The sequence below is a fragment of the Cupriavidus sp. GW822-FHT06G04 genome (assembly GCF_058799075.1).
Genome location: NZ_JBXALD010000002.1, coordinates 171723 through 196459 on the forward strand (window position 1 = coordinate 171723; position 24737 = coordinate 196459).

Genomic DNA, 24737 nt, shown 5'->3' on the forward strand with positions numbered 1-24737 from the left:
GGCGAGCGCCGCGATTCAGTCTCCGATGCCCGCGCAATGGAATGCGGCGCATCGATCGTGGCGCTCGCGGATCGTCGTACCCGCGACTTGCGCGCAAGTCCGAAGCCCGAAAACAAAAAAGGCCCGTGACTTTCGCCACAGGCCTTTTCCGAAAAACTGGTGGGTCGTGCGTGACTCGAACACGCGACCAACGGATTAAAAGTCCGCTGCTCTACCGACTGAGCTAACGACCCGGAAAAACTGAATCCGCGATTATAGGGAGCCGACCTATGACTGTCAAGACGCCGAGCCCTTGCGCCGGGCTCAGGCCATACGCTCCAGACGCCACATCTGATATTTGAACGCGAGGATTGCGCCCACGACGATCATGGCAAAGACGATGAAGGAACCGATCGCCAGCGTCGACACGCCGGACAGTCCCTGCCCGATCGTGCAGCCCAGCGCGGTGACGCCGCCCGCGCCCATCAGGATGCCGCCAACCATGTGATTGGCCACGTCCTCGGCGTTGCCAAACCCTTCCCAGCGGAACGTGCGCGAAATCAGCGCGTAGGCCGCGGCGCCGGCAATCACGCCGAACACGCTGACAATGCCGATCGTCAGCACCTTGCTCTTGTCGCTGAACATCATCAGCCAGTCCAGCGTATAGGCGTAGGGCGCCACGAAACTCAGACTCTCCATGCGGCCGCTGTTCGTGCCGACAAACAGTTCCTCCAGCGTGTTCGGGTCTTCCGACACATAGCCGAGATGGCCGGACACGTACCACATCCCGACGATGATCAAGCCGACGGCAAGGCCGCCCAGCAGGTTGTCGAACGTTCGAAACCCGTTGCCCAGCAGCGCCCAAATCACCAGCACCGCGCCGATCACCGCGCCGAGCGCCAGTTGCAGAGAGCCGCGCGCCATTCCCGTGGCATGCGCCACAAGCGACGGCAGATCCTGTGTGGACGGCAATGCCACGGACACGGCATCTACCGTATTCACGCGCAGCACGCCAAACAGACCGCGCAGGGTCATGTACGCCGACAGCCCGAGAAACACGAATACCACCAGCGATTTAAGGTTGCCCGCGCCAATCCGCACCAGCGTCTTGCTGCCACAGCCCGATGCCAGCACCATGCCGAAGCCGAACATCAGACCGCCGACCGCCGCCGACAACCAGCCCAGCCGTGCCGACGTATAGATCGTCTTGGTCGGATCGATCAGCCCTGCCCATGCCAGCACGCCGGTGCCGATCATCGCAACACCAATCGCCAGAATCCACATGCGCATGCGGCTCCAGTCGCCGATGTTCACGATGTCCGAAATGGCGCCCATGGTGCAGAAATGCGTGCGCTGCAGAACGGCGCCAAACAGAAACGTCAGGACGAAAGTACTCAGCAGCACCGTGCGCGTCAGCGCGGGAATATCGATTTCAGGCATGTCGGACCGGGGGCTCGGGATTTCTGTTTCTATTCGAAAATGGGGACGCTCATGGCTGGCGTCCCTCTGTATTGCGCGGCCGCTCAGGCAGCCGCTTGATAGCGCGTTGGATCGGCTACGCCGGCAGCTTCGAAGCCTGCCCTGCGGATACGACAGGAATCGCACACACCGCACGCGCGGCCCGCATCGTCTGCCTTGTAGCACGACACGGTCAGGCCGTAATCGACGCCAAGCGCCACGCCGGCGCGAATGATCTCGGCCTTGGTCATGTCGATGATCGGCGCATGGACGCGAAAGCGGTCGCCCTCGACGCCGGCCTTGGTGGCCAGATTTGCCAGCGTTTCGTAGGCGGCCACGTATTCGGGACGGCAATCGGGATAGCCGGAGTAATCGACCGCATTGGCGCCGAAGAACAGGTCGCGGCCGCCAATCGCCTCGGCCCAGCCAAGCGCCAGCGAAAGCATGATGGTGTTGCGCGCCGGCACATAAGTGATGGGAATCCCGCCGGTCGCGCCGTCGGTGGGCACGTCGAGAGAATCGTCGGTCAGCGCGGACCCGCCGAAGCGGCGCAGATCGAGATCGATGATTTCGTGGTGCCGGGCGCCAAGCGCCGCAGCCACCTTGCTGGCCGCTTCCAGCTCCGACGAATGGCGCTGGCCGTAGCGCATCGACAAGGCATAAGTCTCAAATCCCGCCGCATTGGCCATGGCGAGAACGGTGGCGGAATCCAGGCCGCCCGAAAGTAGAACGATTGCGCGTTTGGTCATGATGGGTTGCGCGCGGAACAAGCGCGCTGTTGGACACGCCCCGGTCAGGGCGAAGCGCGTATTTTAGCGCGCGCCCTGCCGGAAAAAACAAAACGGAGGCATCAGCCTCCGTCATGGTCCACAGCCCGCCGCGGATTTCACGCCGATCGGGTTTCCCGCAACCCGCGCGAATACCATCGAGCGCTTGTGGTCGACTCGCGCACCGCGTCCGTTATTTCAGCGTCTTCAGCCTGTTGCTGGCGGCCTGGGCGCCTTCGGTCCCGGGGAACTTCGCCACCACTTGTTCCAGCGTTTTCTTCGCGGCCGCCTTCTGGCCGGTTTCGAACTGGTTGTTGGCGACGGCGATCATCGCGTCCGGCACCTTCGCATGGTCCGGGAACTGCTGGATCATGTTCTGCAGGACGTAGGTCGATCCCTTGTAGTCGCGTTGCGCGTAGAGCGAATTGCCGAGCCAGAACTGCGCCAGCGGCAGATACGGGCTTTGCGGATACTTCTTCGCAAACGCCGAGAACGCATTGCCGGCGCTCTTGAAATCGCCCGACTGAAACTGCTTGAGCGCGGCATCGTACTCGGGTTTTTCGGTCGGTTGGGCCAGGCCTTCGCGACCTTCCACGTTGACCTGTTGCGGCTCGAATTTCTTCAGGCGCGCATCCAGGTCGGCGTAGTAATCCTTCTGCTGCTTTTGCAGCGTATCCACCGTGTTCTGCAACACTTCGTTCTGACCACGCAATCGTGCCACTTCCTGACGCAGACCTTCCAGCTGGTTCTGCATGTCGAGCTGGGCCCGGCTGCTTTGATCAATACGCTGCGATGCCGTTGCCTGGAAACCATTGAACTGGTCCCGCAGCTGGATCACCGCCTTGCGCGCCTCGTCGTCATCGAACACGCCGGCGTGCGCGGAACTGGCTGCCAGCAGACCACCGCCAGAGACGGCGGCCAGCCACAGCAGGGTGGAAACGCGAGCATTCATGAAGAATTATCCGTGGATCAGTAGACGATATCGGCGCGACGGTTTTCAGCCCACGAGGCCTCGTCGTGACCGGTAGCCTTCGGCTTTTCCTTGCCCAGGCTTACGGCTTCCATCTGCGATTCCGGCACGCCCAGCGACGACAGCGATCGACGCACGGCCTCCGCACGCTTCTGGCCCAGCGCCAGGTTGTATTCGCTGGTACCGCGCTCGTCGGTGTTTCCCTGGATCAGGATCTTGCGGCTCTTGTTCGCGCCCAGGTACTGGGAGTGAGCTTGCAGCAGACCTTGATAGTCGGACTTCACAGCGTAGCTGTCGAAGTCAAAGTAGACGCTGCGCTTGGCCAGCGGGCCGTTCGGGTCGTTCAGCGGATCACGCGAAACGTCCACCGGCTGCACCTGGCGCGCGTCGGTGCTCGGACCGCCCGTGCCGGCGCCCGACTTCGAAGCGTCGTCGAGCTTGACACCCGAGCTGCAGGCGCCCAACGCCAGCAGGGCGGCCAGGGCGAGCGATTTGGTCATCATCATTTTGGACATGGCGAGAGACTCCTCTTTTTCTACTGCATGAAAGGACCCCAGGACGGCTCGCGGACCTCGCCGGACTGGAGTGACAGAACCTGTTTCGTTCGGCCATCCGTGGAGACTGCCGCCAGTACCGAGCGGCCGCCAGAACGGGTGGCGTACAGGATGTATTTACCATTGGCGGCGAAGCTGGGGGCTTCGTCGTTGGTTGTGTCGGTGAGCGAAGTCACATCACCATTGGACAGGTCCTGCAGCTGCAGACGGAAGCCGCCCGAACGCGTGATATAGGCCAGATACTTGCCGTCCGGCGAAATGCGCGGACTGACGTTGTAGTTGCCCTTGAAGGTCACGCGTTGCGCTGCGCCGGATTCCTCGCCAGAGGCCGGCATACGATAGATCTGCGGCGCACCGCCGCGATCGCTTGTGAAATAGATGCTGCGGCCGTCCGGCGCGAACTGCGGCTCGGTATCGATCGCGCTGCTGCGCGTGATGCGGCGCAGCCCGGAACCGTCGGCATTGACCAGGTAGATCTGCGTGTTGCCATCGCGCGAGAGGGCCACCGCCAGGCGCTGGCCATCGGGCGACCACGACGGCGCGCTGTTGTTGCCCTTCTGGTTCGACACCAGCGTGCGCTTGCCCGTGGCCAGGTCATGCACGTAGACCACCGGCTTGCGCGCCTCGAACGAGACATAGGCCACGCGGCGGCCATCGGGCGACCACGACGGCGAGATGATCGGCTCGGTGCTGGTCAGTGCCACCTGTGCGTTCTGGCCGTCGGAATCGGAAATCAGCAACTGATAGCGGTTGCCCACTTTCGACACATACGACAGGCGCGTGGCAAACACGCCGCGCTCGCCAAGCAGCTTTTCGTAGATGTAGTCCGCGATCTTGTGGGCGGTCACGCGCAGTTGGCTCTGCGACACGTTGAATGCCAGGCCGCCCAGGCTCTGGCCCTTGACCGTGTCGTACAGGCGGAAACGCACCTCGTACTGGCCGTTGCCGCTCGGTGTCACGCTGCCGGCGACAAATGCATCGGCGCCCTTGGACTTCCAGCTGCCGAGATCCACCTGCGCGGATTCGGCGACCGTTGCGCCAGCCGGATCGATATTGCGGAAGCGACCGCTGTGCTGCAGGTCGCTGCGAATGATGGCGGTCAGATTCTGCGGGGCCTGCGCCTCGCCCTGGAAGTTGGCCGTGGCTACCGGAAACTGGTTCGATCCCACGCCGGTGATTTCCACGTTCAGTTGCGCGTGCGCGACGCCGGCCGACATCAGTGCCGCCGCCAGCCACGCCATGAGCGCGTGCCGGCTCTGGTCGCGGGTGGGGGTGGCGTTCTGGCGCCGGGACAGCCAAGTGGGGGCCCAAAGCTTTCGCATGCTGCTCCTCAGTCGATATCAGGATTCATCGGTACGGCGGGCACAGCAAGTGATGCAGCACGGAAGGCATGCAACTTGGCGCATGCTCCGTTTGCACACGTCTTGCACGCTGCCGGCCGCGTCAGGCAACCGTTCATGGTAGCGATGCGACCAGTGACCAACGATGAAGGTTGCATTCTGTTGCAAATCATGGCGCTCTAGCCGTGCTGGCCGCTCAGTCCTTCGGCCGGAACGTGATCGTGAATTCAAACGATGGCGCTTTGCCGTCCTCATCGCGCGGCAGCGGATCCGATCGCTCGACGGCGCGCAGCACGGCGTTGTCCCAATCCGAGCTGCCGCTGGACTTGGCCAGGCGTTTGGACAGGATCGATCCGTCGGGCGCCAGGCGCACCGCGACGACGGCCGCCGGATTGCCTTCGACATCGCCATTGAAAATGATGTTCGGCTTGACGCGGCGGCGCACACGGTCCGAATAGCCCGGCGACGCCTTGCCGCCCGATCCCGCGCCGGAGCCAGTGGCCTTGCCCACACCGCCGCCGCTATTGGCCGAGGTGCCGCCACCCGCCAGCGCCTGCAGACGCGCCAGTTCGCTATTGCGCGCCGCGTTGGCCTGCGCCTTGGCCTTTGCCTCGGCGTCGGCCTTTGCCTTGGCTTCCTTCGCCTTCTGGTCAGCTTCCGCGCGCGCCTTGGCCTGCTTCGCCTTGTCTTCGGCGTCAGCCTTTGCCTTGGCTTCCTTGGCCTTCTGATCGGCCTCCGCACGGGCCTTCGCCTCGGCTTCCTTGCGCTCCTGCTCGGCCTTCTTGCGTGCGTCTTCCTTGCGCTGGGCTTCGGCCTGCTGCTGGCGGATATCTTCCTTGCGCTGGGCTTCCTTCTTTTCCTGCGCGCGGCGCTCGGCTTCCAGGCGTGCTGCTTCCTGGCGTTCGGCCTCTTCCTTGCGCGCCGCTTCCTTGCGCGCCTGTTCTTCGCGCGCCGCGGCTTCCTCGGCCTGCTTGCGCTTCTGGCGTTCCAGCGCGATATCGGCCTCCTGCTCGGCGTTGCTGCGCACCGCAGGCTGAGGCGGCGTCGGCACGGGCACTGGCTGCGGCACCGGACGTACCGCCGGCGCCGGCGTGACGTCCGGGATTTCTTCCCACAATTCGGCCTCGGCGCCTACCGGCGTGCTGCTCTGCCAATGCACGCCGTAGTACAGCACGATGCCGAGCAGCAAATGCATCAGCAGCGCGAGCAGGAACGACCGCATCGTGCCGCGTTCCTTGACCGGCTGATAGGGATAGGCGCCGGCCTTCATACGCGAAGGCCGTTGCAGAAGAGGACGTGACGAGAGGCTGGCCACTTGGCGACGGGGGCTCGAGAACGCTTACTTGGACTTCACCATCAGACCGACGCGCTTGACGCCGTCGGCCTTCAACACGGACATCACGTCAAGCACGGCTTCGTATTTGACGGCGCGGTCGGCCGCAATCACGACCGGCTGGTCCGGGTTTTCATTCTGGCGCTCGTGAACGAAATCGATCAGGCCGCGCTTGTCGAGCTTGCGCTCGAACGCGTTGCCGGCGTTGTCCTTGCCGCGCGCGGTCAGTTCGCCGTCCTCATGGACCGTGACGATGATCGGCGGCGTCTGCTGCTGCGGCGTGGCGTTGGCCACGGACGGCAGGTCTACCACCGCGGGATTCACGATCGGTGCTGCCACCATGAAAATAACGAGCAGCACGAGCATGACGTCGATATACGGGACGACGTTGATCTCGGCGCTGGCCCGGCGGCGTGAACCGCCGCGGCGCTGGATGGCTGCCATGGCTCCAAGCTCCCGATTGGTTTAACGAGTCTGCCGCTGCAGGATGTTCAGGAATTCTTCCATGAAGCTTTCAAACCGGATGGCCAGGCGATCGATCTCCGTGGCGTAGCGGTTATAGGCAATCACAGCTGGAATCGCCGCGAACAGGCCGATGGCAGTGGCGACCAGTGCTTCGGCAATGCCGGGGGCAACCGAGGCAAGCGTCGCCTGCTGCACGTTCGAAAGGCCGCGGAACGCATTCATGATCCCCCACACCGTGCCGAACAGGCCGATATACGGACTTACCGAACCCACCGAAGCGAGGAACGGCAGGTGCGACTCCAGGACATCCATTTCGCGCTGGTATGCGGCGCGCATGGCGCGTCGGGCCGCATCGAGCAGTGCGCCGGCATCGTTGCTGCGCTCACGGGCCTTCAGGAATTCGCCCATGCCGGATTCAAAGATACGCTCCAGCGCGCCGGTGTTGTGACGGTTATTGACCGCGCTGTTGTAAAGAGCCTGCAGGTCTCCGCCGGCCCAGAAATCGCGCTCGAAACCCTCGGTCTGGGTGCGCGCGGCGCGCAGCGCCAAATGCTTGCGGAAAATGTATGTCCACGAAAACAGCGACATCACCAGCAGCAGCGCCATAACGGCCTGGGCCAGCAAGCTCGCGTGGAGCACCAGCGAAATGATCGACAGGTCTTGTGTGACGGTCACTGGATTCATCGAGCGTTTTTTATGGTGGCAAGAACAGGGGCGGGTATCGGAGCCGGGCGAAATGTGATTTTATCTACGCATCCGACACGGATCTGGCCGGACGCAAGCAAAACACCCTCACGCCAGGCTTCCTGGGCGAATTGGACTGAGGCCGGTCCAACCCGTTCGATATCGGTGCGAATTTGCAACTGATCATCCAGCCGGGCGGGCGCATTGTATTCCACAGAAGTACTTCGTACGACGAAGACCACGCCCGAAGTATCTGCGAGCGTTTGCTGTTCGATGCCGAGCGAGCGCAGCCATTCGGTGCGGGCCCGCTCGAAGAACTTCAGGTAGTTGGCGTAGAACACCACGCCGCCGGCGTCCGTGTCTTCCCAGTACACGCGCAACGGCCACACGAAATTTGACATGGCGGGCATTGTAACGGAGCGCACTGGTTAACCCGTAGGCGACTTTGCAACAGCAAGTTGCGAGCCAACCGCCCGCGGCGCTTGCCGGCATGGGCGGGCGCGGGTATGGGGCGGTTGCTCCGCTGTCTTGCGGCGAGGCCCGCCTTCGCATAAACTCTGGCGCAACCATTCCACCTTGCGCGACTGGCGAAGTCAGTGGGTACTACCACGAGGAAGCGCAAGTTCCTTGGGCGCGATGTTCATAGCGCCTGCCGCTCGCCTGGGCAGCGAATGGGAAGCAGGGTGCGCCCTGCACCGGTCGGCCATACGGGTTTTACGTGGCCGGGCGCCGGTGCCGGACGCCAGTGCTTTCCGCGCGCGCCCTACCCGCGAAGTATTCCCAAGAAAACCGATAGCGCCGAATGCATCCGATTTTCCTATCGACATTGCCGGCCGCTTTCCTTTTTACAGACGAGTCACGCCATGTTTGAACGCAGCCGCTTCACGATCGAGCAGATCGACCCCGAGGTCTTTGCCGCGATCCAGAAAGAGAACCAGCGTCAGGAAGACCATATCGAACTGATCGCTTCCGAAAACTACACCTCGCCCGCCGTGATGGCCGCGCAGGGGTCGCAGTTGACCAACAAGTACGCCGAAGGTTATCCGGGCAAGCGTTACTACGGCGGTTGCGAATATGTCGACGTGGTCGAGCAGCTGGCCATCGATCGCGTCAAGCAGCTGTTTGGCGCCGAAGCCGCCAACGTGCAGCCGAACTCGGGCTCGCAGGCCAACCAGGGCGTGTTCTTCGCCATGCTGAAGCCGGGCGACACCATCATGGGCATGAGCCTGGCTGAAGGCGGTCACCTGACCCACGGCATGGCGCTGAACATGAGCGGCAAGTGGTTCAACGTGGTGAGCTACGGCCTGAACGCGCAGGAAGACATCGACTACGACGCGCTGGAAAAGCTGGCCCATGAAAAGAAGCCGAAGCTGATCATCGCGGGCGCGTCGGCCTTCGCCCTGCGCATCGACTTCGAGCGCATCGCCAAGGTGGCGAAGGCGGTGGGCGCCTACTTCATGGTGGACATGGCCCACTACGCTGGCCTGATCGCCGCCGGCGTGTATCCGAACCCGGTGCCGCACGCGGACTTCGTCACCACGACCACCCACAAGAGCCTGCGCGGCCCGCGCGGCGGCGTGATCCTGATGAAGGCCGAGCATGAAAAAGCCATCAACTCGGCAATCTTCCCCGGCATCCAGGGCGGCCCGCTGATGCACGTGATCGCCGGCAAGGCCGTGGCCTTCAAGGAAGCGCTGCAGCCGGAATTCAAGGCGTACCAGGAACAGGTGGTGAAGAACGCCGCCATGCTGGCCGAAACGCTGATCGCACGTGGCCTGCGCATCGTGTCCGGCAAGACCGAAAGCCACGTGATGCTGGTCGATCTGCGCGCCAAGAAGATCACCGGCAAGGAAGCCGAGAAGATTCTGGGCGATGCACATATCACGGTGAACAAGAACGCGATCCCGAACGACCCGGAGAAGCCGTTCGTCACGTCCGGCATCCGTCTTGGCTCGCCGGCCATGACCACGCGCGGCTTCAAGGAAGACGAGGCGCGCCAGGTCGCCAACCTGATCGCCGACGTGCTGGACAACCCGCACGACGAGGCCAACATCGCCAAGGTACGCGAGCAGGTGTCCGCGCTGACGCGCCGCTTCCCGGTCTACGGCTGAGCGATACGCTGATTGCGCGGTAGTTAGCGCGCACCAACGGCGCCACTGCCCGATGGGTGGTGGCGCCGGTTGACCCGCCACAGATCCGCGGAAGAACTCAAAGATGCAAAATGCGGACTGGCAAATTTCTCCGGGTGGTCAGGCATGAAATGCCCCTTCTGCGCTCATTCCAATACCCAGGTCCTCGATAGTCGCGTATCCGAAGACGGCGAGACCGTGCGCCGCCGCCGTCGTTGCGAAGCCTGCGACCGCCGGTTTACCACCTACGAGCGCATCGAGCTGTTTTTCCCCGCCATCGTCAAGAAGAACGGCTCCCGCGTCGATTATTCGCGCGGCAAGCTAAAGGATTCGATGCGGCTGGCCCTGCGCAAGCGCCCGGTTTCGGCCGAAGCCATCGACGAAGCGATTCTCCGGATCGAGGAAAAACTGCTGGCGCTGGGCGAAAAGGAAATGCCAAGCAGCCAGTTGGGCGAACTGGTCATGCGCGAGCTGCGCAAGCTCGACAAGATCGCCTATATCCGCTTCGCCTCCGTCTACCGAAGCTTCGAAGACGTGTCGGAATTCCGCGACGTACTCGACGAATTTTCCCCTCCCACCCCACGAAAGGGGTAGTCACTTCACTAAAAAAGCTGTCTAATCTGCACTGACCTCCTTCGGGTAGGAGGTTGACCAACGAGCGCGCGATTCAACCGCTACACCCTGCGGCACCGGCCCATCAGAGGCCCGGACGCAACAGAACGCAGAACGCCAGCGCGCCGAGAAAAAACAAAAAGAACTGTCGTTTATTGGACGGGAGTCGTCATGGGTCAATCACGCTGCCGGGGGGCAGCCGGCTTCACTATGCTTGAAGCATTGGTCGCCATCGTCGTGCTCGCCTTCGGCGTGCTGGGCGTGGCAAACCTGCTCATCAAGTCATTCCGCTTCGCGCAGCAGTCTTCCTATGACGTCGTCGCCCTGCAATTGGCCAACGACATGGCGGATCGCATGCGCGCAAATCTGGTGCAGACCAACGCGGGCGCCTTTGACAACTTCGACACGAAGCTGGGCATCCCACAGATTTCCGACGCAAACAATCTCTACAAAACCGCCTGTGCCGGCGCGTCAAGCGTATGCCAGCCGATCGCGGCCGCTTTCGATACCGCCGAGTGGGCGCGGCGCGTCACCGCCGGCCTGCCCGGCGGACGGGCCGTGATCTGCCGGGACGTCAACACCTGGACCACCACCGGCTATATGTGGGACTGCAACGACACGGGCGGCGCCAATGCGCCGCTGGTCATCAAGATTGGCTGGATCTCGCGCTTCAATGACAGCACCGATACCGGCACGGCCGATGGCCTGGCTGCCGATGGGTCCGAAACCGTGCAGATCGTCGTCGTGGTTTCACCGGGAGTTGCAAGTTGATGCCGCGCCGATGTGCTCCGCCGCTACCACGCCGCGATGCCGGCTTTACGCTGATCGAGCTGATGGTCACGCTGGTCATCACGCTGCTCGTGCTGATGGCGGGACTGTCCTTCTATCTCATGAGTCGCAGCAGCTATGTGACCATCGACGATAACGCCAACCTGGAAGAACGCGGCAACTTTGCGATCTCCGTCATGACGCGCCTGATGCGTCAAACCGCGTACGTACCTGTCGTCAGCGATACCGGTGGCATGCTTTCTGTCACCTCGGCGATGCTGACCGGCCTGGACAACTGCTCGACACCCAACGACAGCGAGACGCTGAGCTGCGGACCGGGCACCGCGGTCAACGGCAGCGACGCGGTCATGATCCGCTATTACGGCATCGGCAAATCGGAAACGCAAAAAAACGTGCCGGACGGTTCGGTCATCGACTGTTCCGGGCAAGGTGTGGCGGGATCGACTAGCAACGACACCGCCGATACCGAGCGTGGATTATCGATGCTGTTCATCGCCAATGGCGCCAGCGGCAAGCCGTCGCTGATGTGCAAGTACCGCACGCGTGCGGCCAACGGCGTCGAAGGCACGACTTTTGTCACGCAGGAACTGGTGCCCGGCGTGGAAACCATGCAACTGCTGTACGGCGTCACCACAAACGGCGATGACGTGCCCGACAAATACGTCACCGCGGACGGCATGGCGGCCACGGACTGGATCAACGTCAAGACCGTAAAGATCGCACTGGTCGTGCGTGCGGACAACCTCAGCGCCGATGCGGGCACGCCCGCCACGATCTCGCTGTTTGGGCCGCTGTACAGCGGTAACAACGCGACTTTCACGCCCACGACAGACACGGGATCCGTACGGAAGCTGTACTACGCCACCGTGCAGATTCGCAACTATCAGTCCTGCGGAGATTCGTCATGCTAATGACCATCCGACCCGCGAGGCTCCACCGCTCGCGTCGCCCCACAGGCATCGCGCTGATTACCGCTGTGATCATGCTGCTGGTGATCACGCTGCTGGCGCTGGGCGGCGCGCGCCTTGCGCTCGACACCAAGCGCTCCACGCGCAACCAGCGCGACTTCGAAATCGCCTATCAGGCGGCGGAAGCGGCGTTGTATGACGCCGAAATCGATATTCAGGGCGCCGTAGCGGCAAAGAGCCGGTCGAGCATTTTCGCGCCGGACAAGCCCGTGGGATTTCTCGCGGGCGGCTGCAACACCGGCACCGCGGCGCCATCGCCATACCTCGGACTGTGCGATACGTTCAGCGGGACCGGCGAGCCGATCTGGAACACCATCGACTGGACGGCCGCAACCGGCAACAGCACCGTGGAATACGGCACGTTCACGGGGCGCCAATATCCGACGGGATCGGGTCTCACGCCGGCCCGCAAGCCGCGTTACCTGATCGAGCTGCTGCCCGATAGTTCGAACGGCGGGTCGGCCAGCAACGACGCGGCCAAACGTTATCTCTACCGGATCACTGCCATCGGATTCGGACCCAACGACACCACGCGTGCAATGGTCCAGTCGATCTATCGCAAGTCCGACTCCTGAGCCCCTTGCCTTCGTCTGCCCCCACCAAACCGGGAACGCATTCATGAAGATCCAACACCGATTATTCGTCGCCTGCGCCATGCTCTGGTGCACGCTGTTGTCTGCAGCCACGACCGTACCGACCGTCTCGATCTCGAGCACGCCGCTCTATGGCCAGTCGCAGAACATCCACCCCAACCTGATGCTCACGCTGTCGGTGGAGTTTCCGACCACTGGTGCGGCCTATCGGAGCGCGTACGACAAGTCGCAAAACTACCTCGGCTACTTCAACAATGCGAAGTGCTACACGTACAACGCCACGAATGGCTACTTCACGATTTCCGGCGCCGCATCCAGCAATCATGAATGCTCAAGCGCCTTCAGTGGCAACTTCATGAACTGGGCGTCCGCATCGGCGATCGACGAACTCCGTCTCGCCATGACCGGCGGCGACCGGGTAATCGACACCCGTACGCAGACCGTCCTGCAGCGCGCGATGCTGCGCGCCGACTTCTTCAAGAGCGGCAGCTACTTTCCGCTCAAGAGCATCGACGGCAACGGCACCACCAGCGCACCGAGCAAGGTCACGCCGTTCGGCTACAACAAGCTTTACATGGCGTCATGCGGCAATCACATCTATTTTTCCGATGCCGACGATTCCACGGCCAACTGCACAAGCCTGGGCAAATATGCCGACGTTACGGACAAAAAGGGCGCGGTGACCGAACGACGCGGCTTCCGCGTTCAGGTGCAGGTTTGCGACAGCAACGAGGCCACCACCCGCACCGACCTTTGCTACAGCTACGATGGGACGAACTACAAGCCTGTCGGTGAAATGCAGCGCAATGCCGACCGCGTGCGCTTTGCCGCCTTCGGCTACCTCAACGATCCCACCAACAACTCGAAACTGGCCCAGAACGAGCGTTATGGCGGCGTGCTGCGGGCCCCGATGAAGTATCTCGGCGATAACGCCGTCAACGCTTCGCTCAACACCATCGCCAATCCGGCCAAGGAATGGGACGCCTATGGCGTCCTGCTGCAAAACCCGTTGAACGACGCCACCACCGGCAACAGCGGCGTGATCAACTACCTGAACAAGTTCGGCCGCACGATGGTGACCGATCTCGGCAAGCCAACCGACAACCCTGTCGGCAGTTACAAGACCTACGATCCGCTGAGCGAGCTGTACTACGAGAGCATCCGCTACCTGCAAAACCACCCTGACGGCCCCACGCCCGAAGCCATCAACAACATCACCACGGCATACGCGGATAACTTTCCGGTCTATACGACCTGGACCGATCCGCTGCTGAACAGTTGCCAACGCAACTACGTGCTGACAATCGGCGATATCAACACTCACCAGGATCACTACATCCCCGGCAACGGCATCGCCAACCAGGGCGATCCGGCGCGCGCCGCCGACAGCTGGAGCAACTTCAACGTGGTCGACTGGACCAACAAGGTCGGTGCGCTGGAAACCAACACACCTGCCGCGGGCAACGCCAATCCGCTGGATTCGTCGTTCACGAACCTCGGCACCAAGAATCACCCGACTTCCAGCAATTCCACCTATTACATGGCCGGCGTCGCCTACTGGGCGCACACGTCGTCGTTCCGGCCAACCATGCCCGACGCGCGCGTGACGACGTTCGGCATCGACGTGAACGAGAACGGCAACGGCACGGTCGGCAGCACCCAACGCCAGAGCCAGATCTTCCTGGCCGCCAAATACGGCGGATTCAAGGAAGAGACGTCCGATGGCGGCAACAAGGACGGCAATCCGTTCAAGACCCTGGGCCCCGGCGGCACCGTGGTGACCAACAACACCGAGTGGGAAGCGGCGCCCGCCGGTTCGAACATTCCGTCGAACTGGTTCCTGGCCAGCCAGCCGGCGCAGATGATCAACGCGATCAAGCAGGTGTTCACCCAGATCACCAGTTCCGCGGGCACGCTCTCCGGCGTGGCGCTCAGCAGCACCCGCATCGTCGATAGCGGCTACGTCTACACGCCGGGCTTCGACCAGCAGTGGAACGGCAAGCTCAATGCATTTCCATTGACCAAGGCGCCCGACGGCACCGTGTCGATTTCCTCGACATCGGCCTGGGAAGCCGGCGCCAAGCTGACGGCACGCAGCTTTTCCTCGCGCTCGATCTTCACCCTCAGCAGCACGACCGGCGCGGGCACGGCATTCGCGTGGGGCAATCTCGGCAAGACGCAGCAGGACGCGCTGAACCTGAATCCCGGCACCGGCACCAGCGACGGCCGTGGCCAGCAACGCGTCGATTACCTGCGCGGCGATCGCAGCCTCGAAGCCGACAGCCTGGGCAACGGCGGTGTATTCCGCGGGCGCAAAACCGTGTTCGGGGACATCATCAACTCCGGGCCGCTGTATGTCGGCGCGCCGTCGCCTTCGCGCACGGGCGCAGGCTACAGCACCTTCTTATCGAAGTACGTCGCGCGCACGCCGATGCTCTACGTCGGGGCCAACGACGGCATGGTGCACGGCTTCAACGCGACAACCGGCGATGAGGTCTTCGCCTACGTGCCCAATGCAGTGTTCAACAACCTGACGCAGTTGACTTCGCCGACGTACAACCATCGCGCCTATGTCGACGCTACGCCGGTCGTCTCGGACGTCCAGGTCGGCGGCACCTGGAAGTCGGTACTCGCCGGCGGCTTCGGCGGCGGCGCGCAGGGCGTGTACGCGCTCGATGTCACGGATCCGGTCGGCAGCCTCAGCGGCGCGGCCTTCAACGCTTCAAACGTGATCTGGGAATTTACCGACAAGGACGATGCCGACATGGGCAACGTCATGGGTACGCCAGTATTTGCAAAGTTGCTTAGCGGCTATGACAGCAGCAACCAGCCGCTCTACAAATGGTATGTGATCGTCGGCAACGGCCTGAACTCGAATCAGCCGGACGGCTCCGCCAATTCCAATGCACCGAGCGTGCTATTCATCCTGTCGCTGGACAAGGCGCCGGGCGCCGCATGGTCGCTCAATGGCAACTACTGGAAGATCGTTACGCCCTCGCCTTCCACCACGGCAACGGCCAACGGCCTGAGCACGCCCGCCTTGATCACGCAGGTCAGCGGCGCGGCGCTCGCCGCGTATGCCGGCGATCTGCAGGGCAATCTGTGGAAGTTCACTCTGACCGGCACCCCGGACACCTGGAACGCCAACGCCGGCGGCGCCCTGCCCGCCTATGGCGGCGCACCGGGCAAGCCGATGTTCGTGGCCACCTCGCCGACAGGCGCCCGCCAGCCGATCACGATGCAACCGCAAGTCGTGTATGCGCCGGCCGGCTACATGGTGCTGTTCGGCACCGGCAAATATTACGAGCTGGCCGACACCAACGCCGCCACCGCCCAGACAAATTCCTTCTACGGCATCTACGATGGCGGCGGCACCAACTATGTCAGCGATCGCAGCAAGCTCAACAAGCTGACCTTGAGCTACTACGACAGCGGCAAATCGATCCAGTACTCGGGCAGCGCGGCAGCGCCGGGCTATGTCGCGCCGCGCAAACCGGGTTGGGTGATCGATTTTCTTGACACCACCGAGCGGCAGATCACGTCCGCGGTGGTATCGGGCGGGCTGGTCTACTTCAATTCGATCTACACCGCCACGGGCACCTGCGGCACGTCCGGCGGCAGCCGCAGCTACGCGCTGAACACGCTGACCGGCCTGCCAACGCTCGGCATTTCGGGCTATCTGTCGACCATCGGCCTGCTTGGCGCGCCGTCGATCATCATCACCAATGTCACCGTGGGCGCCCGCGACTCGGTAGGCGGCTTGCCCCAGACAACGCGGACGCAGGTCATCGGTTTCGGTACGTCTGGCGCGGCCACCACTTCGCCGCCGCTCGATTCCAACAGCCGGCCGGGCCGCACAAGCTGGCGCGAAGTGCGTAACTTCACGATTGCGAACTGACAGAAAGCCGCCATGACACGCCATATCAAACGCCGCCAAAGCGGCTTCACACTCGCTGAATTGATGACCACGGTCACCATCATCGGGATCCTGTGCGCGTTCGCCTATCCGTCCTACCAGGAGTTCATTCTCAAGGGACGCCGCACCGAAGCGAAGGCAGCGTTGATGAGCAACATGCAGCTGTTCGAGCGACACTACTCGCAGGTCAACACGTACTCCACATCGAGCACGGATGCCACCATCTGGAACGGCTACAAGACGTTTTCCGGCGACGCCAGCAACGGCAGCAACTATGACATCCGCGCCATCCAGTGCCCCGGCACCAACAATGGCCAATGCATCGAGCTTCAAGCCATCCCAAGGCGCACCGACGCCACATGTGGAACGTTAGTGCTGCGAACCAACGGCCAGAAGAACAACATGGCCAACGGCACCACGTATTCCCAAACCGCAAATTGCTGGTGACCGCGATGCCCACGATCCACGCCCGCCGCATGCGCGGCTTCACGTTACTCGAGCTGATGATCACGTTGGTGGTTGGCGCGGTGCTGGTCGGATTCGCGGTACCCAGCATGTCGGGCCTGATCCGCAGCAATCGCGTGATGACGACGGCAAACAGTTTCAACTCGGCGGTGTCAAAGGCGCGGACCACCGCGGCGGCCACCAACAGCTATGTCACCGTGGCACCACTGGGCGGCGACTGGAAAAACGGCTGGCAGGTCTTCAACGAGCATGCGTCGCCAAACGGCACTTACGAGGAAGGCATCGACACGCTGATTTCCGAATCCGATCAGCCGCCTGCCGACATGTCGATCACCGTCGCGACCACACCACAGGGCCTGGGCTCGATCTCGTTTTCGCCGGTCGGCTATTCGCAGACAGCGGCCACTAAGGCCCAGATGGCAATGACGGTCGGCTTTGCCATTTCCGAAGCACAGCGCGTGGTGGAAATCAGTTTGCTGGGCCGCGCACGCGTCTGCAATCCTTCCGTCGACACGACCACCTGCACGATGCCGTGAGGCATCCGCTCACACGCCCGCCGTATCCGATATCCATTCGGAAACACACTGACGCAAGCCCTCAAAAAACGGACACGTTTTAACCCTTCGCTAGCCGCTATCGTGGGCATCTGTTCTCTTTGAGCCGATGCACCATGTGTTCTGCCAGGTTTCCCCGTGCCATCTCGCCGGGCTCACGTTCTCGCCATGCGGGGCACGTCTTGTTCGAGTCTCTGCTATGCATTGCGCTGATCAGTCTTGGCGTGATGCCGCTGGCCGTGCTCGGCAGCCAATGGCTGCGCTGGTCCGGCAATCACGAGCAACTTACCGCAACGCTTCAGCTGGCGGCAGAACGCGCCGAAGCGGGCGCCGATACATGGCCGCTGGTCGGCGGCGATCCGCAGCGCGTTGCGCTATGTGATGCGCCGACTGTCGGCGCCGGATGTACGCCGGGCCATCGCGTTGCAGTCGCCGGCTTGTCCCCCGATACGACGACAGAAATCGGCGCGGGAAAGCAACCGCTCGCGGGCATCGCGTTGTGGGTGTCGCCATGACCGGAGCTCGCCGCAAATGCGGCTTCGCGCTGGTCAGCGTAATGGTGGGGATATCCCTCGCCATGATTGCCTCCGTGGCGGCGCTCTCCACTTTCCAGGTGCTGCGCGATAGCTATGCGGTAACGGCCGATAGCGTACTGATAGAGGAACGCGGGCAGCGCGCCCTTGCAATCATCGCGCACGCCGTTCGGCAGGCGGGATGGATACCCGCCCATGTGTCGATGTCGGCCGCACATCCAGCGCCCGATGCGCCAATCGAAGGCCGCGACGATTGCGGACAGTTGTCATCACAGCCGCAGATGCAGTGCACCCGTTCCGGAGTGGCCGCCAGCGACGCATTGCTCGTGCGCGTATCCGGCAGCGGCCTGCCGACGGATAACACATTGCCTGACGGCACGATGAGCGATTGCAGTGGCTACGCGCTGCCCGCGACAGCTACGCCCGGCGATGACGCCCCGCTGCCGTACCACGCCGCCACCAATCTGTTCTATATCGGCAAGGCCAGCGATGGCGTGCCGCAGTTGCTGTGCCGCTACCCCACGCGGCAAGGCAACCGTGTGCTGACCAACGCCTACACCGCAGGCACGCTGGTGCGCGGCGTCGAAACCATGCAATTGCGCTATGGCGTGGACATGGACGACGACGGCAACCCCGACCGCTTTATTCCCGCTCGCGCTGTGCAAGAACTGGGCGAGGGGGCGTGGCATCGCGTGCGCGCCGTGCAAATCTCGATGGTGGTACGAGGCGACCGCCGCACTGCCCAGCCCTATCCCGTGACAGTCCTGCAGCTTTTCCCTTCCCAGGCCGACGGCGACGCATCGGTGGATTCGTCGTTCCAACCGCCGGCTCGCTCACCGGTGCGCCGTCGCGTCTTCTCGACCACGATCCGGCTGCGCAATCCATCGCCATGCATGGAGGCCAAGTGCTGAAGCCACGTCCACAAACAGGCGCTGCCCTGATTGCCTTCGTCGCCATGCTGATGTTGCTGATGGCGTCGATCAGTGCCGCCATTACGCTCTTTCTCATGATGGGCCGCCAATTGGCAAGCCAGCAGTTGGATCGCGAGATCGCGTTTCGCGCAGCGGAGGCCGCGTTGCTCGACGGCGAGTCGGATCTCGTTGCAGCCGCGCTTGGCGACGACGACCGATTCGCGGTATGGCCCGCCCCCGGCGCCTGCGGTGAAGGCGCACAGGCCGGCCTGTGTCGCACCAACGGCCGGGACGCCGCGTGGCAATCCTGGCTGGACGGCAGCTCGGCCAGCATCGCAAGCCGCAACCTTGGCGTTGCACTGGGTACGTTTACCGGTGCACAACTTCCACCGTTGCCGCCCGACGTCATCGGTGCCACAACTCTGCCCCGCTATCTGATCGAACTGCGGGACGACGCTCCGTCGCCCACACGCGACGCATGGCCCGTCTTCCGCATCGTCGCGTTGGGTGTAGGTCGCGATCCTTCGGTACGCGTGGTATTGCAAACGGAGTTTCAACCATGAGGATTTCCCAGCGAATCCATCTTGGCCTGACCGCCATCGCATTGGCGATCAGCCCGGTGGCGCTCTGCGCGTCGCCGCCAGGCCAGTTGCCGCTTGGCTACCGCATTTCAAGCGGCGACTTCCCCTGGACCGGCAGACTGCATGCGCTGGCCTTCCGCACGGCGTCACCGTCTTCGTCTGCGGTATTGACGAAATGGGAGGCAGGGTTCCAGCTCGATCAACGCCAGACGCCATCGCGGCAGCTCTATCTGGGCGGCGCGCACCTTGGCGCACTGCATTGGGATTCCATCGACGCAGAGGCAAAAGTGGCGCTGGACAGCGTGGACCCAACCGAGCACGGCGCCGCCCGTCTGGCATGGCTGCGCGGCGACCGCACGGACACATCCTTGCGGCCGCGCGATACGCGGCTTGGCAGCGCCAGCGGCGCACGCATTCATCTGGTGTTGCCGCCGCAATGGCTGCCCATGCAGCCTGGCCATGCCGATTATCGGCGGCGCCATGTGTCGCGGCCCGTGACGCTATGGCTCGGCACACGCGACGGTCTGGTTCATCAATTCGATGCCCTGTCCGGAGACGAACGCGCAGCCTACCTGCCGTACGCAATGCTGCATGGCGCCGCATCGCTGACGTCGGTCGACGGGCCCATACCTGCCGCGCCCTGCCCACGCCCCGAAAGTGTCGATGCGGATCCCGCGGGCACCTGGCGCACGCTGCTGCTTTGCGGCGTTCCCGCCAGTGAAACGCCTCGATTCACCCAGCCGGGCGCGGTTTTCGTGCTCGACATTTCCGACCCGGACGCCGAAGCCAGTCAATTGGGATTGCTCTGGGAAGTCGGCGCATCGCCAGCGCTGCCGATCTCGGGCGACGGGCCGATCCGCGTCGCGATGTGGATCGAGCATAGCGTGCGCCGCTGGGCCGTCGTGGCCGCGCTTGCCCCTGACGTGGAGACCAGTGCGCGCGCTGGCATTGCCTTGCTGCCGCTCGACCGCTCGCCCCAGTTCTGGGCCGCGTCCGGCAACGTGCCGCGCATCGGCTTGCCGGACGCGGGCTGCGGCGTGCCCGCGGCCACTGCCCATCTGCTTGCCACCACGGTGAACGGCAATGTCGACGGCACGTCCCAGGCCGCCTATGTGGTGGACGACACCGGCCGGCTCTGGCGCTTCGGACTTGATCATCTCTCCCGCAACGACAGCGCTTCGCCCGCGACCTGCATGCATCGGCATCAGGCGCCGGCCCCGGGCCAGGCAGAGGCACCTGTCGTCATCCAAACCGGCACTGGGCCGCTCGTGGTGTTCGGCTCGGGCGGAGAGCTTTCCGCGATTCCCGATCGCCCCGGCCGCGGCATGCCGGCACAGGTTGATGCGCTTGCCGATGGCGACGGCGTTGTCTTGCGCACCCATCAGGCCGGCGTGGCCACATCGGAGAACGGCTGGACGCTCCGGCTGCCCCATGAAGGCGAGCGCATTGAAACGCTGCAGGGACCCACGCCGGTTCATTTGAGCTTCACCACCGTAACGCCAGACGGCCGGCAACGCAGCTATCTGGTCGATGCCGCGACGGGAGAATCCGTGATCGCCACCGACGCCAACGGCGCTATTGCACCGGCGGTGACAGGTCTGCCGTTCGACGGCGAGGTCGCCCCGGTCGTCGTATCGACGGCCACGTCGACCGGGGCGGATACGTCGGCCGGCAAAACATCGCGCGACGCGTTCAGGCTTGAGCTTTGGCAGATCGATGGCGACACCGCGCGTCTCACCCAGCAAGCCACCTGGTACCGGCAGCGTGGCCGGCTCGGCTGGCGCGAACTGATTCGGTCACCATCATGAGCAAGGAACGTCTCCACCTGCGCGCGGGCCACTTCGCATTCTCGCTACCGGAGCTGGTCGCGGCGCTTGCGATCGTCGCAATCGTGATGACGCTTGCATTGCCGACGTGGCAACGGCACATCGAACGGGGCTGGCGGATGCAGGCGCGCGCCGAGATGATCGCGGCGATGCTGACGCTCGAACGACACGCTTTGCTCACCGCCACCTACGCAAGCGAGCCGGGCGGCGCTTCGCCCGCCGGCGACTGGCCAAAGCCGCTGCCACCACCCCCTGCTCCCACGCGTCACTGGCTGACAGCCACCAGTTGCGCGGGGCGCTCTCTGTCGCATTGCGTGGAAGTTCGCGCCACACCAGTGCGCCCCGATGCGGCGTGCGGGACCCTGGTGCTGCGTAGCAGCGGCGAGTGGCTTTCCGTGCCCACCGAACTTGGTGAAGCCCTGCCGCTGCCGCCCAACTGTTGAAATGACCCGCACGATCTCATCGCAGCAGGGCGCAACCCTTGCCGAAACGCTCATCGCGCTGGCTGTGGCGCTGACCTTGGCAATAGCAGCGTGGCCCATGCTGCGCGACATGCACGCCACCATGATCGCCACACAGGCCGCGGATCGCCTTGCGGCGTCGCTGGCGCTGGCGCGCTCCACCGCAGCCAATCGGCGTATGGAGGTCCTGTTGGAGCCGCTCGGCGACAACACAGCGCTCGATCACGGCTGGCAGCTTAGCGTGCCCGACGCAGACGCGGACACCACGGACGCACCGTTTGCAGTCGTTGCGCTCAACGAACGATGCCTGGGCGTGGCATTGCGCGGTACGGGAGGCGCCGCGGGGAGCCAAAGCCTGCGCTTGACAGCTGTGGGATACTCACGGTCTGAGCATGGCGGTTTCTTTGCCGCCACGTTTCAGGTGAGCTGCGGCCACGCACAACGACAAGTCCGGCTGGGTGCCCAGGGGCGCATACGGATTTGCCAACCCGGCGTGGATACCGACTGCGATTGACCACCCGACGCCAGCCCATGCGCGCCCCGCCTGACGACGCCAGGTCCTGACTCCCGATTTCCTCTTTCGGCCCGATTCCGCACGCCATGTTTTCCGATTCCGACCACACCGCCATGGAACAAGCCCTCGCGCTGGCAGCACGCGGGATGTTCACGACCACGCCAAATCCTCGCGTCGGTTGTGTCCTGATGAAGGATGGCCGGATCATCGGTCAGGGTTACACGCAGCCAGCCGGACAGGATCACGCCGAGATCCAGGCGATGAAGGACGCCATCGCGCACGGGCACGATCCCGCCGGCGCCACCGCATACGTAACGCTCGAACCCTGCAGCCACTTCGGCCGCACGCCGCCATGCGCTGACGCATTGGTGCGGGCGCGCATCGCGCGCGTGGTGGCGGCCATGGAAGACCCGAACCCGGCGGTGTCGGGTCGCGGACTGCAGCGGCTGCGCGATGCTGGCATCGATGTTCGGTGCGGCTTGCTGGAAAAAGAGGCACGCGATCTGAATATCGGCTTTGTTTCGCGGATGACGCGCGGCTTGCCGTGGGTGCGCGTGAAAGTGGCTGCGTCGCTGGATGGCGGCACGGCGCTGCATGACGGCACCAGCCAATGGATCACCGGTCAGGCTGCGCGCGACGATGGTCACGCCTGGCGCGCACGCGCCTGCGCCATTCTCACCGGCATCGGTACGGTGCGCGACGACAACCCGGCACTGACCGTGCGCGCCGTTTCCACGCCGCGCCAGCCGCAACGCGTGCTCGTCGATTCGCGCCTCGAAGTTCCGCTCGATGCGCAGATCCTCAATCGCGACACTGGCGAATTCGCGAAACCGGTGCTCGTGTTCTGCGCCATCGACGACAAGGCCCGCCGGCAGGCGCTGGAAGCGCGCGGTGTCGAAGTGGTGGTGCTGCCCAATCGCCATGGCAAGGTCGAACTGCGACGCATGCTCGAGGCGCTCGGGCAACGCGGCATCAACGAACTGCACGTCGAAGCGGGCTTCAAGCTCAATGGATCGCTGATTCGCGAAGGCTGCGCGGACGAACTGCTGATTTATCTGGCGCCGAAGCTGCTGGGCGATGCGCAAGGGATGTTCAATCTCCCGCCCCTGGCCAAGCTCGACGACGCCGCATCCTTCCGCTGGCATGAAGTGCGCCAGATCGGCGACGATTTGCGCCTGATTGCGCGCCGTGCCGATAACACGCACTGAGCCGGCACCAGACAACTACGCACTACGCATACTTGAAGAGGCAAACATGTTTACTGGCATCGTGGCGGCGGTTGGCCGCATCGAATCGGTCACCCCGCTTGGCGACGTCAACGCAGGGGTACGCCTGCGCGTGGCGGCCGGCGATCTGGACTTGTCCGATGTCGGCATCGGCGACAGCATCGCGATCCAAGGCGCATGCATGACGGCCGTGACGCTCGAGCCCGGCCATTTCGAAGTCGATGTCTCGCGCGAATCGCTGGACAAGACCGTGGGGCTGGATCAACCGGGCCGCGTCAACCTCGAGAAGGCACTGCGCCTGGCGGACCGACTTGGCGGTCATCTGGTGTCGGGCCATGTCGACGGCCTTGGAGAGGTGGTGCGCTTCGCCCCGGTCGGCGAATCGCACGAGCTGCGCATCCGCGCGCCGCGCGAGCTTGGCCGCTACCTCGCCTACAAGGGCTCTGTGGTGGTCAACGGTGTATCGCTGACCGTCAACAATGTCAGCGATTCGGCCGAGGGTTGCGAATTCTCGATCAACCTGATTCCGCACACGGTGGAGGTCACCACGCTCAACGAGCTGTCGGCGGGCAAGCGCGTGAATCTGGAAATCGATCTGATTGCACGCTATGTGGAGCGGATGCTGTCGGCATCCGGCGTGCAACACAACGGCTGAGCATGCGTGGCCGTTGAGCTGAGGCGTCAAGCCTGAGGCAAAGCACGACCAGGACCGAAATCGTCGGGAGGACCTGCGGCCGTTGCCCGTTCCTTCCTGTCAAGGCGCCGCCGGGCAAGCGGCCTTCGGCAGGCACACCGAAGACCGCCCGCGCTTTCAGAGGCGTTACACCTTGATGTCGATGGTGTTGCCCAGATGCGGCGGATTGCTGCCGGACGATGCCACAGGTGTCGCGCCTTGCAACAGTTGTGCAACACCTTGGGCCTGCAGATCCAGCGTCTTGCGCAGCATCAGCAGCGCCACCGGGTCACTGCCGGCATCGGCCGCGCCCAGCGAACTGACGAGGGAAGTACTCATGAAGGACTACCTTGTACGAGTTGGGAAATACGGCGCGCGCGACGCACTCGCGTGCGCCACGCGTCCGCATCCTTGTTTTCGGCGGCAAACCAGATAC

The 24737-nt window shown here is 63.6% G+C and carries 26 protein-coding genes, 1 tRNA gene and 1 riboswitch; of the genes, 16 read left to right on the forward strand and 11 right to left on the reverse strand.

The window, feature by feature from the left end; translation table 11 throughout:
* Nucleotides 1-157: 157 nt before the first annotated feature.
* From AC1RKI_RS04765 to ybgC, 10 genes are all read right to left on the reverse strand, one after another.
* Nucleotides 158-233, reverse strand: a tRNA-Lys gene (locus AC1RKI_RS04765).
* A 70-nt stretch (nt 234-303) separates the two neighbouring features.
* On the reverse strand, nt 304-1419 hold the full coding sequence (locus AC1RKI_RS04770; protein ID WP_061956805.1) for a YeeE/YedE family protein: 1116 nt from the start codon (nt 1417-1419) through the stop codon (nt 304-306).
* An 83-nt stretch (nt 1420-1502) separates the two neighbouring features.
* Complete coding sequence (gene queC, locus AC1RKI_RS04775) at nt 1503-2186, reverse strand: 7-cyano-7-deazaguanine synthase QueC (RefSeq protein ID WP_492794692.1); 684 nt, start codon at nt 2184-2186, stop codon at nt 1503-1505.
* A 211-nt stretch (nt 2187-2397) separates the two neighbouring features.
* Complete coding sequence (gene ybgF, locus AC1RKI_RS04780) at nt 2398-3156, reverse strand: tol-pal system protein YbgF (RefSeq protein ID WP_061956804.1); 759 nt, start codon at nt 3154-3156, stop codon at nt 2398-2400.
* Nucleotides 3157-3173: 17 nt separating this feature from the next.
* Nucleotides 3174-3689: a peptidoglycan-associated lipoprotein Pal gene (pal, locus tag AC1RKI_RS04785; RefSeq protein ID WP_200899021.1), complete on the reverse strand. Its 516-nt coding sequence runs from the start codon at nt 3687-3689 to the stop codon at nt 3174-3176.
* Between the two features lie 20 nt (nt 3690-3709).
* Nucleotides 3710-5050 carry a Tol-Pal system beta propeller repeat protein TolB gene (tolB, locus tag AC1RKI_RS04790; protein WP_061956803.1) on the reverse strand — a complete coding sequence of 447 codons (1341 nt, stop codon included), beginning with the start codon at nt 5048-5050 and terminating at the stop codon, nt 3710-3712.
* A 214-nt stretch (nt 5051-5264) separates the two neighbouring features.
* Entirely contained in the window at nt 5265-6338 is a 1074-nt protein-coding gene (gene tolA / locus AC1RKI_RS04795; RefSeq protein WP_211922791.1) for a cell envelope integrity protein TolA, read from the reverse strand.
* Between the two features lie 69 nt (nt 6339-6407).
* Complete coding sequence (gene tolR / locus AC1RKI_RS04800; RefSeq protein ID WP_061956801.1) at nt 6408-6845, reverse strand: protein TolR; 438 nt, start codon at nt 6843-6845, stop codon at nt 6408-6410.
* A gap of 21 nt (nt 6846-6866) precedes the next feature.
* Nucleotides 6867-7550, reverse strand: coding sequence for a protein TolQ (tolQ, locus tag AC1RKI_RS04805; RefSeq protein ID WP_061956800.1), 684 nt, complete (start codon nt 7548-7550; stop codon nt 6867-6869).
* Nucleotides 7547-7951, reverse strand: a complete 405-nt coding sequence (gene ybgC, locus AC1RKI_RS04810; protein WP_061956799.1) for a tol-pal system-associated acyl-CoA thioesterase — start codon at nt 7949-7951, stop codon at nt 7547-7549. The genes tolQ and ybgC overlap by 4 nt, the downstream gene beginning before the upstream one ends.
* A gap of 169 nt (nt 7952-8120) precedes the next feature.
* Nucleotides 8121-8223, forward strand: a riboswitch (ZMP/ZTP riboswitch).
* A 190-nt stretch (nt 8224-8413) separates the two neighbouring features.
* Here ybgC and glyA point away from each other — a divergent pair.
* The 16 genes from glyA to AC1RKI_RS04890 all read left to right on the forward strand — a co-directional run bounded on the left by glyA (nt 8414) and on the right by AC1RKI_RS04890 (nt 24283).
* Nucleotides 8414-9661 carry a serine hydroxymethyltransferase gene (glyA, locus tag AC1RKI_RS04815; RefSeq protein WP_492794688.1) on the forward strand — a complete coding sequence of 416 codons (1248 nt, stop codon included), beginning with the start codon at nt 8414-8416 and terminating at the stop codon, nt 9659-9661.
* A gap of 144 nt (nt 9662-9805) precedes the next feature.
* Complete coding sequence (gene nrdR, locus AC1RKI_RS04820) at nt 9806-10273, forward strand: transcriptional regulator NrdR (RefSeq protein WP_150982428.1); 468 nt, start codon at nt 9806-9808, stop codon at nt 10271-10273.
* Between the two features lie 189 nt (nt 10274-10462).
* Nucleotides 10463-11062, forward strand: a complete 600-nt coding sequence (gene pilV, locus AC1RKI_RS04825; protein ID WP_492794686.1) for a type IV pilus modification protein PilV — start codon at nt 10463-10465, stop codon at nt 11060-11062.
* On the forward strand, nt 11062-11991 hold the full coding sequence (locus AC1RKI_RS04830; protein WP_492794685.1) for a PilW family protein: 930 nt from the start codon (nt 11062-11064) through the stop codon (nt 11989-11991). The genes pilV and AC1RKI_RS04830 overlap by 1 nt, the downstream gene beginning before the upstream one ends.
* A complete protein-coding gene (locus AC1RKI_RS04835; RefSeq protein WP_492794823.1) occupies nt 11991-12623 on the forward strand; it encodes a pilus assembly PilX family protein in 633 nt (210 codons plus the stop codon). Before AC1RKI_RS04830 ends, AC1RKI_RS04835 begins: the two co-directional genes overlap by 1 nt.
* Nucleotides 12624-12666: 43 nt before the next feature.
* Complete coding sequence (locus AC1RKI_RS04840) at nt 12667-16539, forward strand: pilus assembly protein (protein WP_492794683.1); 3873 nt, start codon at nt 12667-12669, stop codon at nt 16537-16539.
* Between the two features lie 12 nt (nt 16540-16551).
* A complete protein-coding gene (locus AC1RKI_RS04845; protein ID WP_061956792.1) occupies nt 16552-17004 on the forward strand; it encodes a type IV pilin protein in 453 nt (150 codons plus the stop codon).
* A gap of 5 nt (nt 17005-17009) precedes the next feature.
* Complete coding sequence (locus AC1RKI_RS04850; protein WP_492794681.1) at nt 17010-17558, forward strand: GspH/FimT family pseudopilin; 549 nt, start codon at nt 17010-17012, stop codon at nt 17556-17558.
* 200 nt (nt 17559-17758) lie between these two features.
* Nucleotides 17759-18091 carry a hypothetical protein gene (locus tag AC1RKI_RS04855; protein WP_492794679.1) on the forward strand — a complete coding sequence of 111 codons (333 nt, stop codon included), beginning with the start codon at nt 17759-17761 and terminating at the stop codon, nt 18089-18091.
* Nucleotides 18088-19020 (forward strand): PilW family protein, encoded by a 933-nt coding sequence (locus tag AC1RKI_RS04860; protein WP_492794677.1) that lies wholly within the window; start codon nt 18088-18090, stop codon nt 19018-19020. Before AC1RKI_RS04855 ends, AC1RKI_RS04860 begins: the two co-directional genes overlap by 4 nt.
* Nucleotides 19014-19583 carry a pilus assembly PilX family protein gene (locus tag AC1RKI_RS04865; RefSeq protein WP_492794675.1) on the forward strand — a complete coding sequence of 190 codons (570 nt, stop codon included), beginning with the start codon at nt 19014-19016 and terminating at the stop codon, nt 19581-19583. Before AC1RKI_RS04860 ends, AC1RKI_RS04865 begins: the two co-directional genes overlap by 7 nt.
* A complete protein-coding gene (locus AC1RKI_RS04870; RefSeq protein WP_492794673.1) occupies nt 19580-21409 on the forward strand; it encodes a pilus assembly protein in 1830 nt (609 codons plus the stop codon). Before AC1RKI_RS04865 ends, AC1RKI_RS04870 begins: the two co-directional genes overlap by 4 nt.
* Nucleotides 21406-21870: a type IV pilin protein gene (locus AC1RKI_RS04875; protein WP_341247927.1), complete on the forward strand. Its 465-nt coding sequence runs from the start codon at nt 21406-21408 to the stop codon at nt 21868-21870. The genes AC1RKI_RS04870 and AC1RKI_RS04875 overlap by 4 nt, the downstream gene beginning before the upstream one ends.
* A gap of 1 nt (nt 21871) precedes the next feature.
* Nucleotides 21872-22402 carry a GspH/FimT family pseudopilin gene (locus tag AC1RKI_RS04880; protein WP_227459064.1) on the forward strand — a complete coding sequence of 177 codons (531 nt, stop codon included), beginning with the start codon at nt 21872-21874 and terminating at the stop codon, nt 22400-22402.
* Nucleotides 22403-22488: 86 nt separating this feature from the next.
* Nucleotides 22489-23610, forward strand: coding sequence for a bifunctional diaminohydroxyphosphoribosylaminopyrimidine deaminase/5-amino-6-(5-phosphoribosylamino)uracil reductase RibD (gene ribD, locus AC1RKI_RS04885; RefSeq protein ID WP_227459063.1), 1122 nt, complete (start codon nt 22489-22491; stop codon nt 23608-23610).
* A 46-nt stretch (nt 23611-23656) separates the two neighbouring features.
* On the forward strand, nt 23657-24283 hold the full coding sequence (locus tag AC1RKI_RS04890) for a riboflavin synthase (protein ID WP_492794670.1): 627 nt from the start codon (nt 23657-23659) through the stop codon (nt 24281-24283).
* Nucleotides 24284-24448: 165 nt separating this feature from the next.
* Here the strand turns inward: AC1RKI_RS04890 and AC1RKI_RS04895 are convergent, their stop codons facing one another.
* Complete coding sequence (locus tag AC1RKI_RS04895; RefSeq protein WP_061956783.1) at nt 24449-24640, reverse strand: YjfB family protein; 192 nt, start codon at nt 24638-24640, stop codon at nt 24449-24451.
* Nucleotides 24641-24737 lie beyond the last annotated feature (97 nt).

Bases quoted from the DNA above. Each gene is read 5' to 3' on its own strand.
- AC1RKI_RS04770 (WP_061956805.1), bottom strand. From the start codon at position 1,419: ATGCCTGAAATCGATATTCCCGCGCTGACGCGCACGGTGCTGCTGAGT.
- queC (WP_492794692.1), bottom strand. From the start codon at position 2,186: ATGACCAAACGCGCAATCGTTCTACTTTCGGGCGGCCTGGATTCCGCC.
- ybgF (WP_061956804.1), bottom strand. From the start codon at position 3,156: ATGAATGCTCGCGTTTCCACCCTGCTGTGGCTGGCCGCCGTCTCTGGC.
- pal (WP_200899021.1), bottom strand. From the start codon at position 3,689: ATGTCCAAAATGATGATGACCAAATCGCTCGCCCTGGCCGCCCTGCTG.
- tolB (WP_061956803.1), bottom strand. From the start codon at position 5,050: ATGCGAAAGCTTTGGGCCCCCACTTGGCTGTCCCGGCGCCAGAACGCC.
- tolA (WP_211922791.1), bottom strand. From the start codon at position 6,338: ATGAAGGCCGGCGCCTATCCCTATCAGCCGGTCAAGGAACGCGGCACG.
- tolR (WP_061956801.1), bottom strand. From the start codon at position 6,845: ATGGCAGCCATCCAGCGCCGCGGCGGTTCACGCCGCCGGGCCAGCGCC.
- tolQ (WP_061956800.1), bottom strand. From the start codon at position 7,550: ATGAATCCAGTGACCGTCACACAAGACCTGTCGATCATTTCGCTGGTG.
- ybgC (WP_061956799.1), bottom strand. From the start codon at position 7,951: ATGTCAAATTTCGTGTGGCCGTTGCGCGTGTACTGGGAAGACACGGAC.
- glyA (WP_492794688.1), top strand. From the start codon at position 8,414: ATGTTTGAACGCAGCCGCTTCACGATCGAGCAGATCGACCCCGAGGTC.
- nrdR (WP_150982428.1), top strand. From the start codon at position 9,806: ATGAAATGCCCCTTCTGCGCTCATTCCAATACCCAGGTCCTCGATAGT.
- pilV (WP_492794686.1), top strand. From the start codon at position 10,463: ATGGGTCAATCACGCTGCCGGGGGGCAGCCGGCTTCACTATGCTTGAA.
- AC1RKI_RS04830 (WP_492794685.1), top strand. From the start codon at position 11,062: ATGCCGCGCCGATGTGCTCCGCCGCTACCACGCCGCGATGCCGGCTTT.
- AC1RKI_RS04835 (WP_492794823.1), top strand. From the start codon at position 11,991: ATGACCATCCGACCCGCGAGGCTCCACCGCTCGCGTCGCCCCACAGGC.
- AC1RKI_RS04840 (WP_492794683.1), top strand. From the start codon at position 12,667: ATGAAGATCCAACACCGATTATTCGTCGCCTGCGCCATGCTCTGGTGC.
- AC1RKI_RS04845 (WP_061956792.1), top strand. From the start codon at position 16,552: ATGACACGCCATATCAAACGCCGCCAAAGCGGCTTCACACTCGCTGAA.
- AC1RKI_RS04850 (WP_492794681.1), top strand. From the start codon at position 17,010: ATGCCCACGATCCACGCCCGCCGCATGCGCGGCTTCACGTTACTCGAG.
- AC1RKI_RS04860 (WP_492794677.1), top strand. From the start codon at position 18,088: ATGACCGGAGCTCGCCGCAAATGCGGCTTCGCGCTGGTCAGCGTAATG.
- AC1RKI_RS04870 (WP_492794673.1), top strand. From the start codon at position 19,580: ATGAGGATTTCCCAGCGAATCCATCTTGGCCTGACCGCCATCGCATTG.
- AC1RKI_RS04875 (WP_341247927.1), top strand. From the start codon at position 21,406: ATGAGCAAGGAACGTCTCCACCTGCGCGCGGGCCACTTCGCATTCTCG.
- AC1RKI_RS04880 (WP_227459064.1), top strand. From the start codon at position 21,872: ATGACCCGCACGATCTCATCGCAGCAGGGCGCAACCCTTGCCGAAACG.
- ribD (WP_227459063.1), top strand. From the start codon at position 22,489: ATGTTTTCCGATTCCGACCACACCGCCATGGAACAAGCCCTCGCGCTG.
- AC1RKI_RS04890 (WP_492794670.1), top strand. From the start codon at position 23,657: ATGTTTACTGGCATCGTGGCGGCGGTTGGCCGCATCGAATCGGTCACC.
- AC1RKI_RS04895 (WP_061956783.1), bottom strand. From the start codon at position 24,640: ATGAGTACTTCCCTCGTCAGTTCGCTGGGCGCGGCCGATGCCGGCAGT.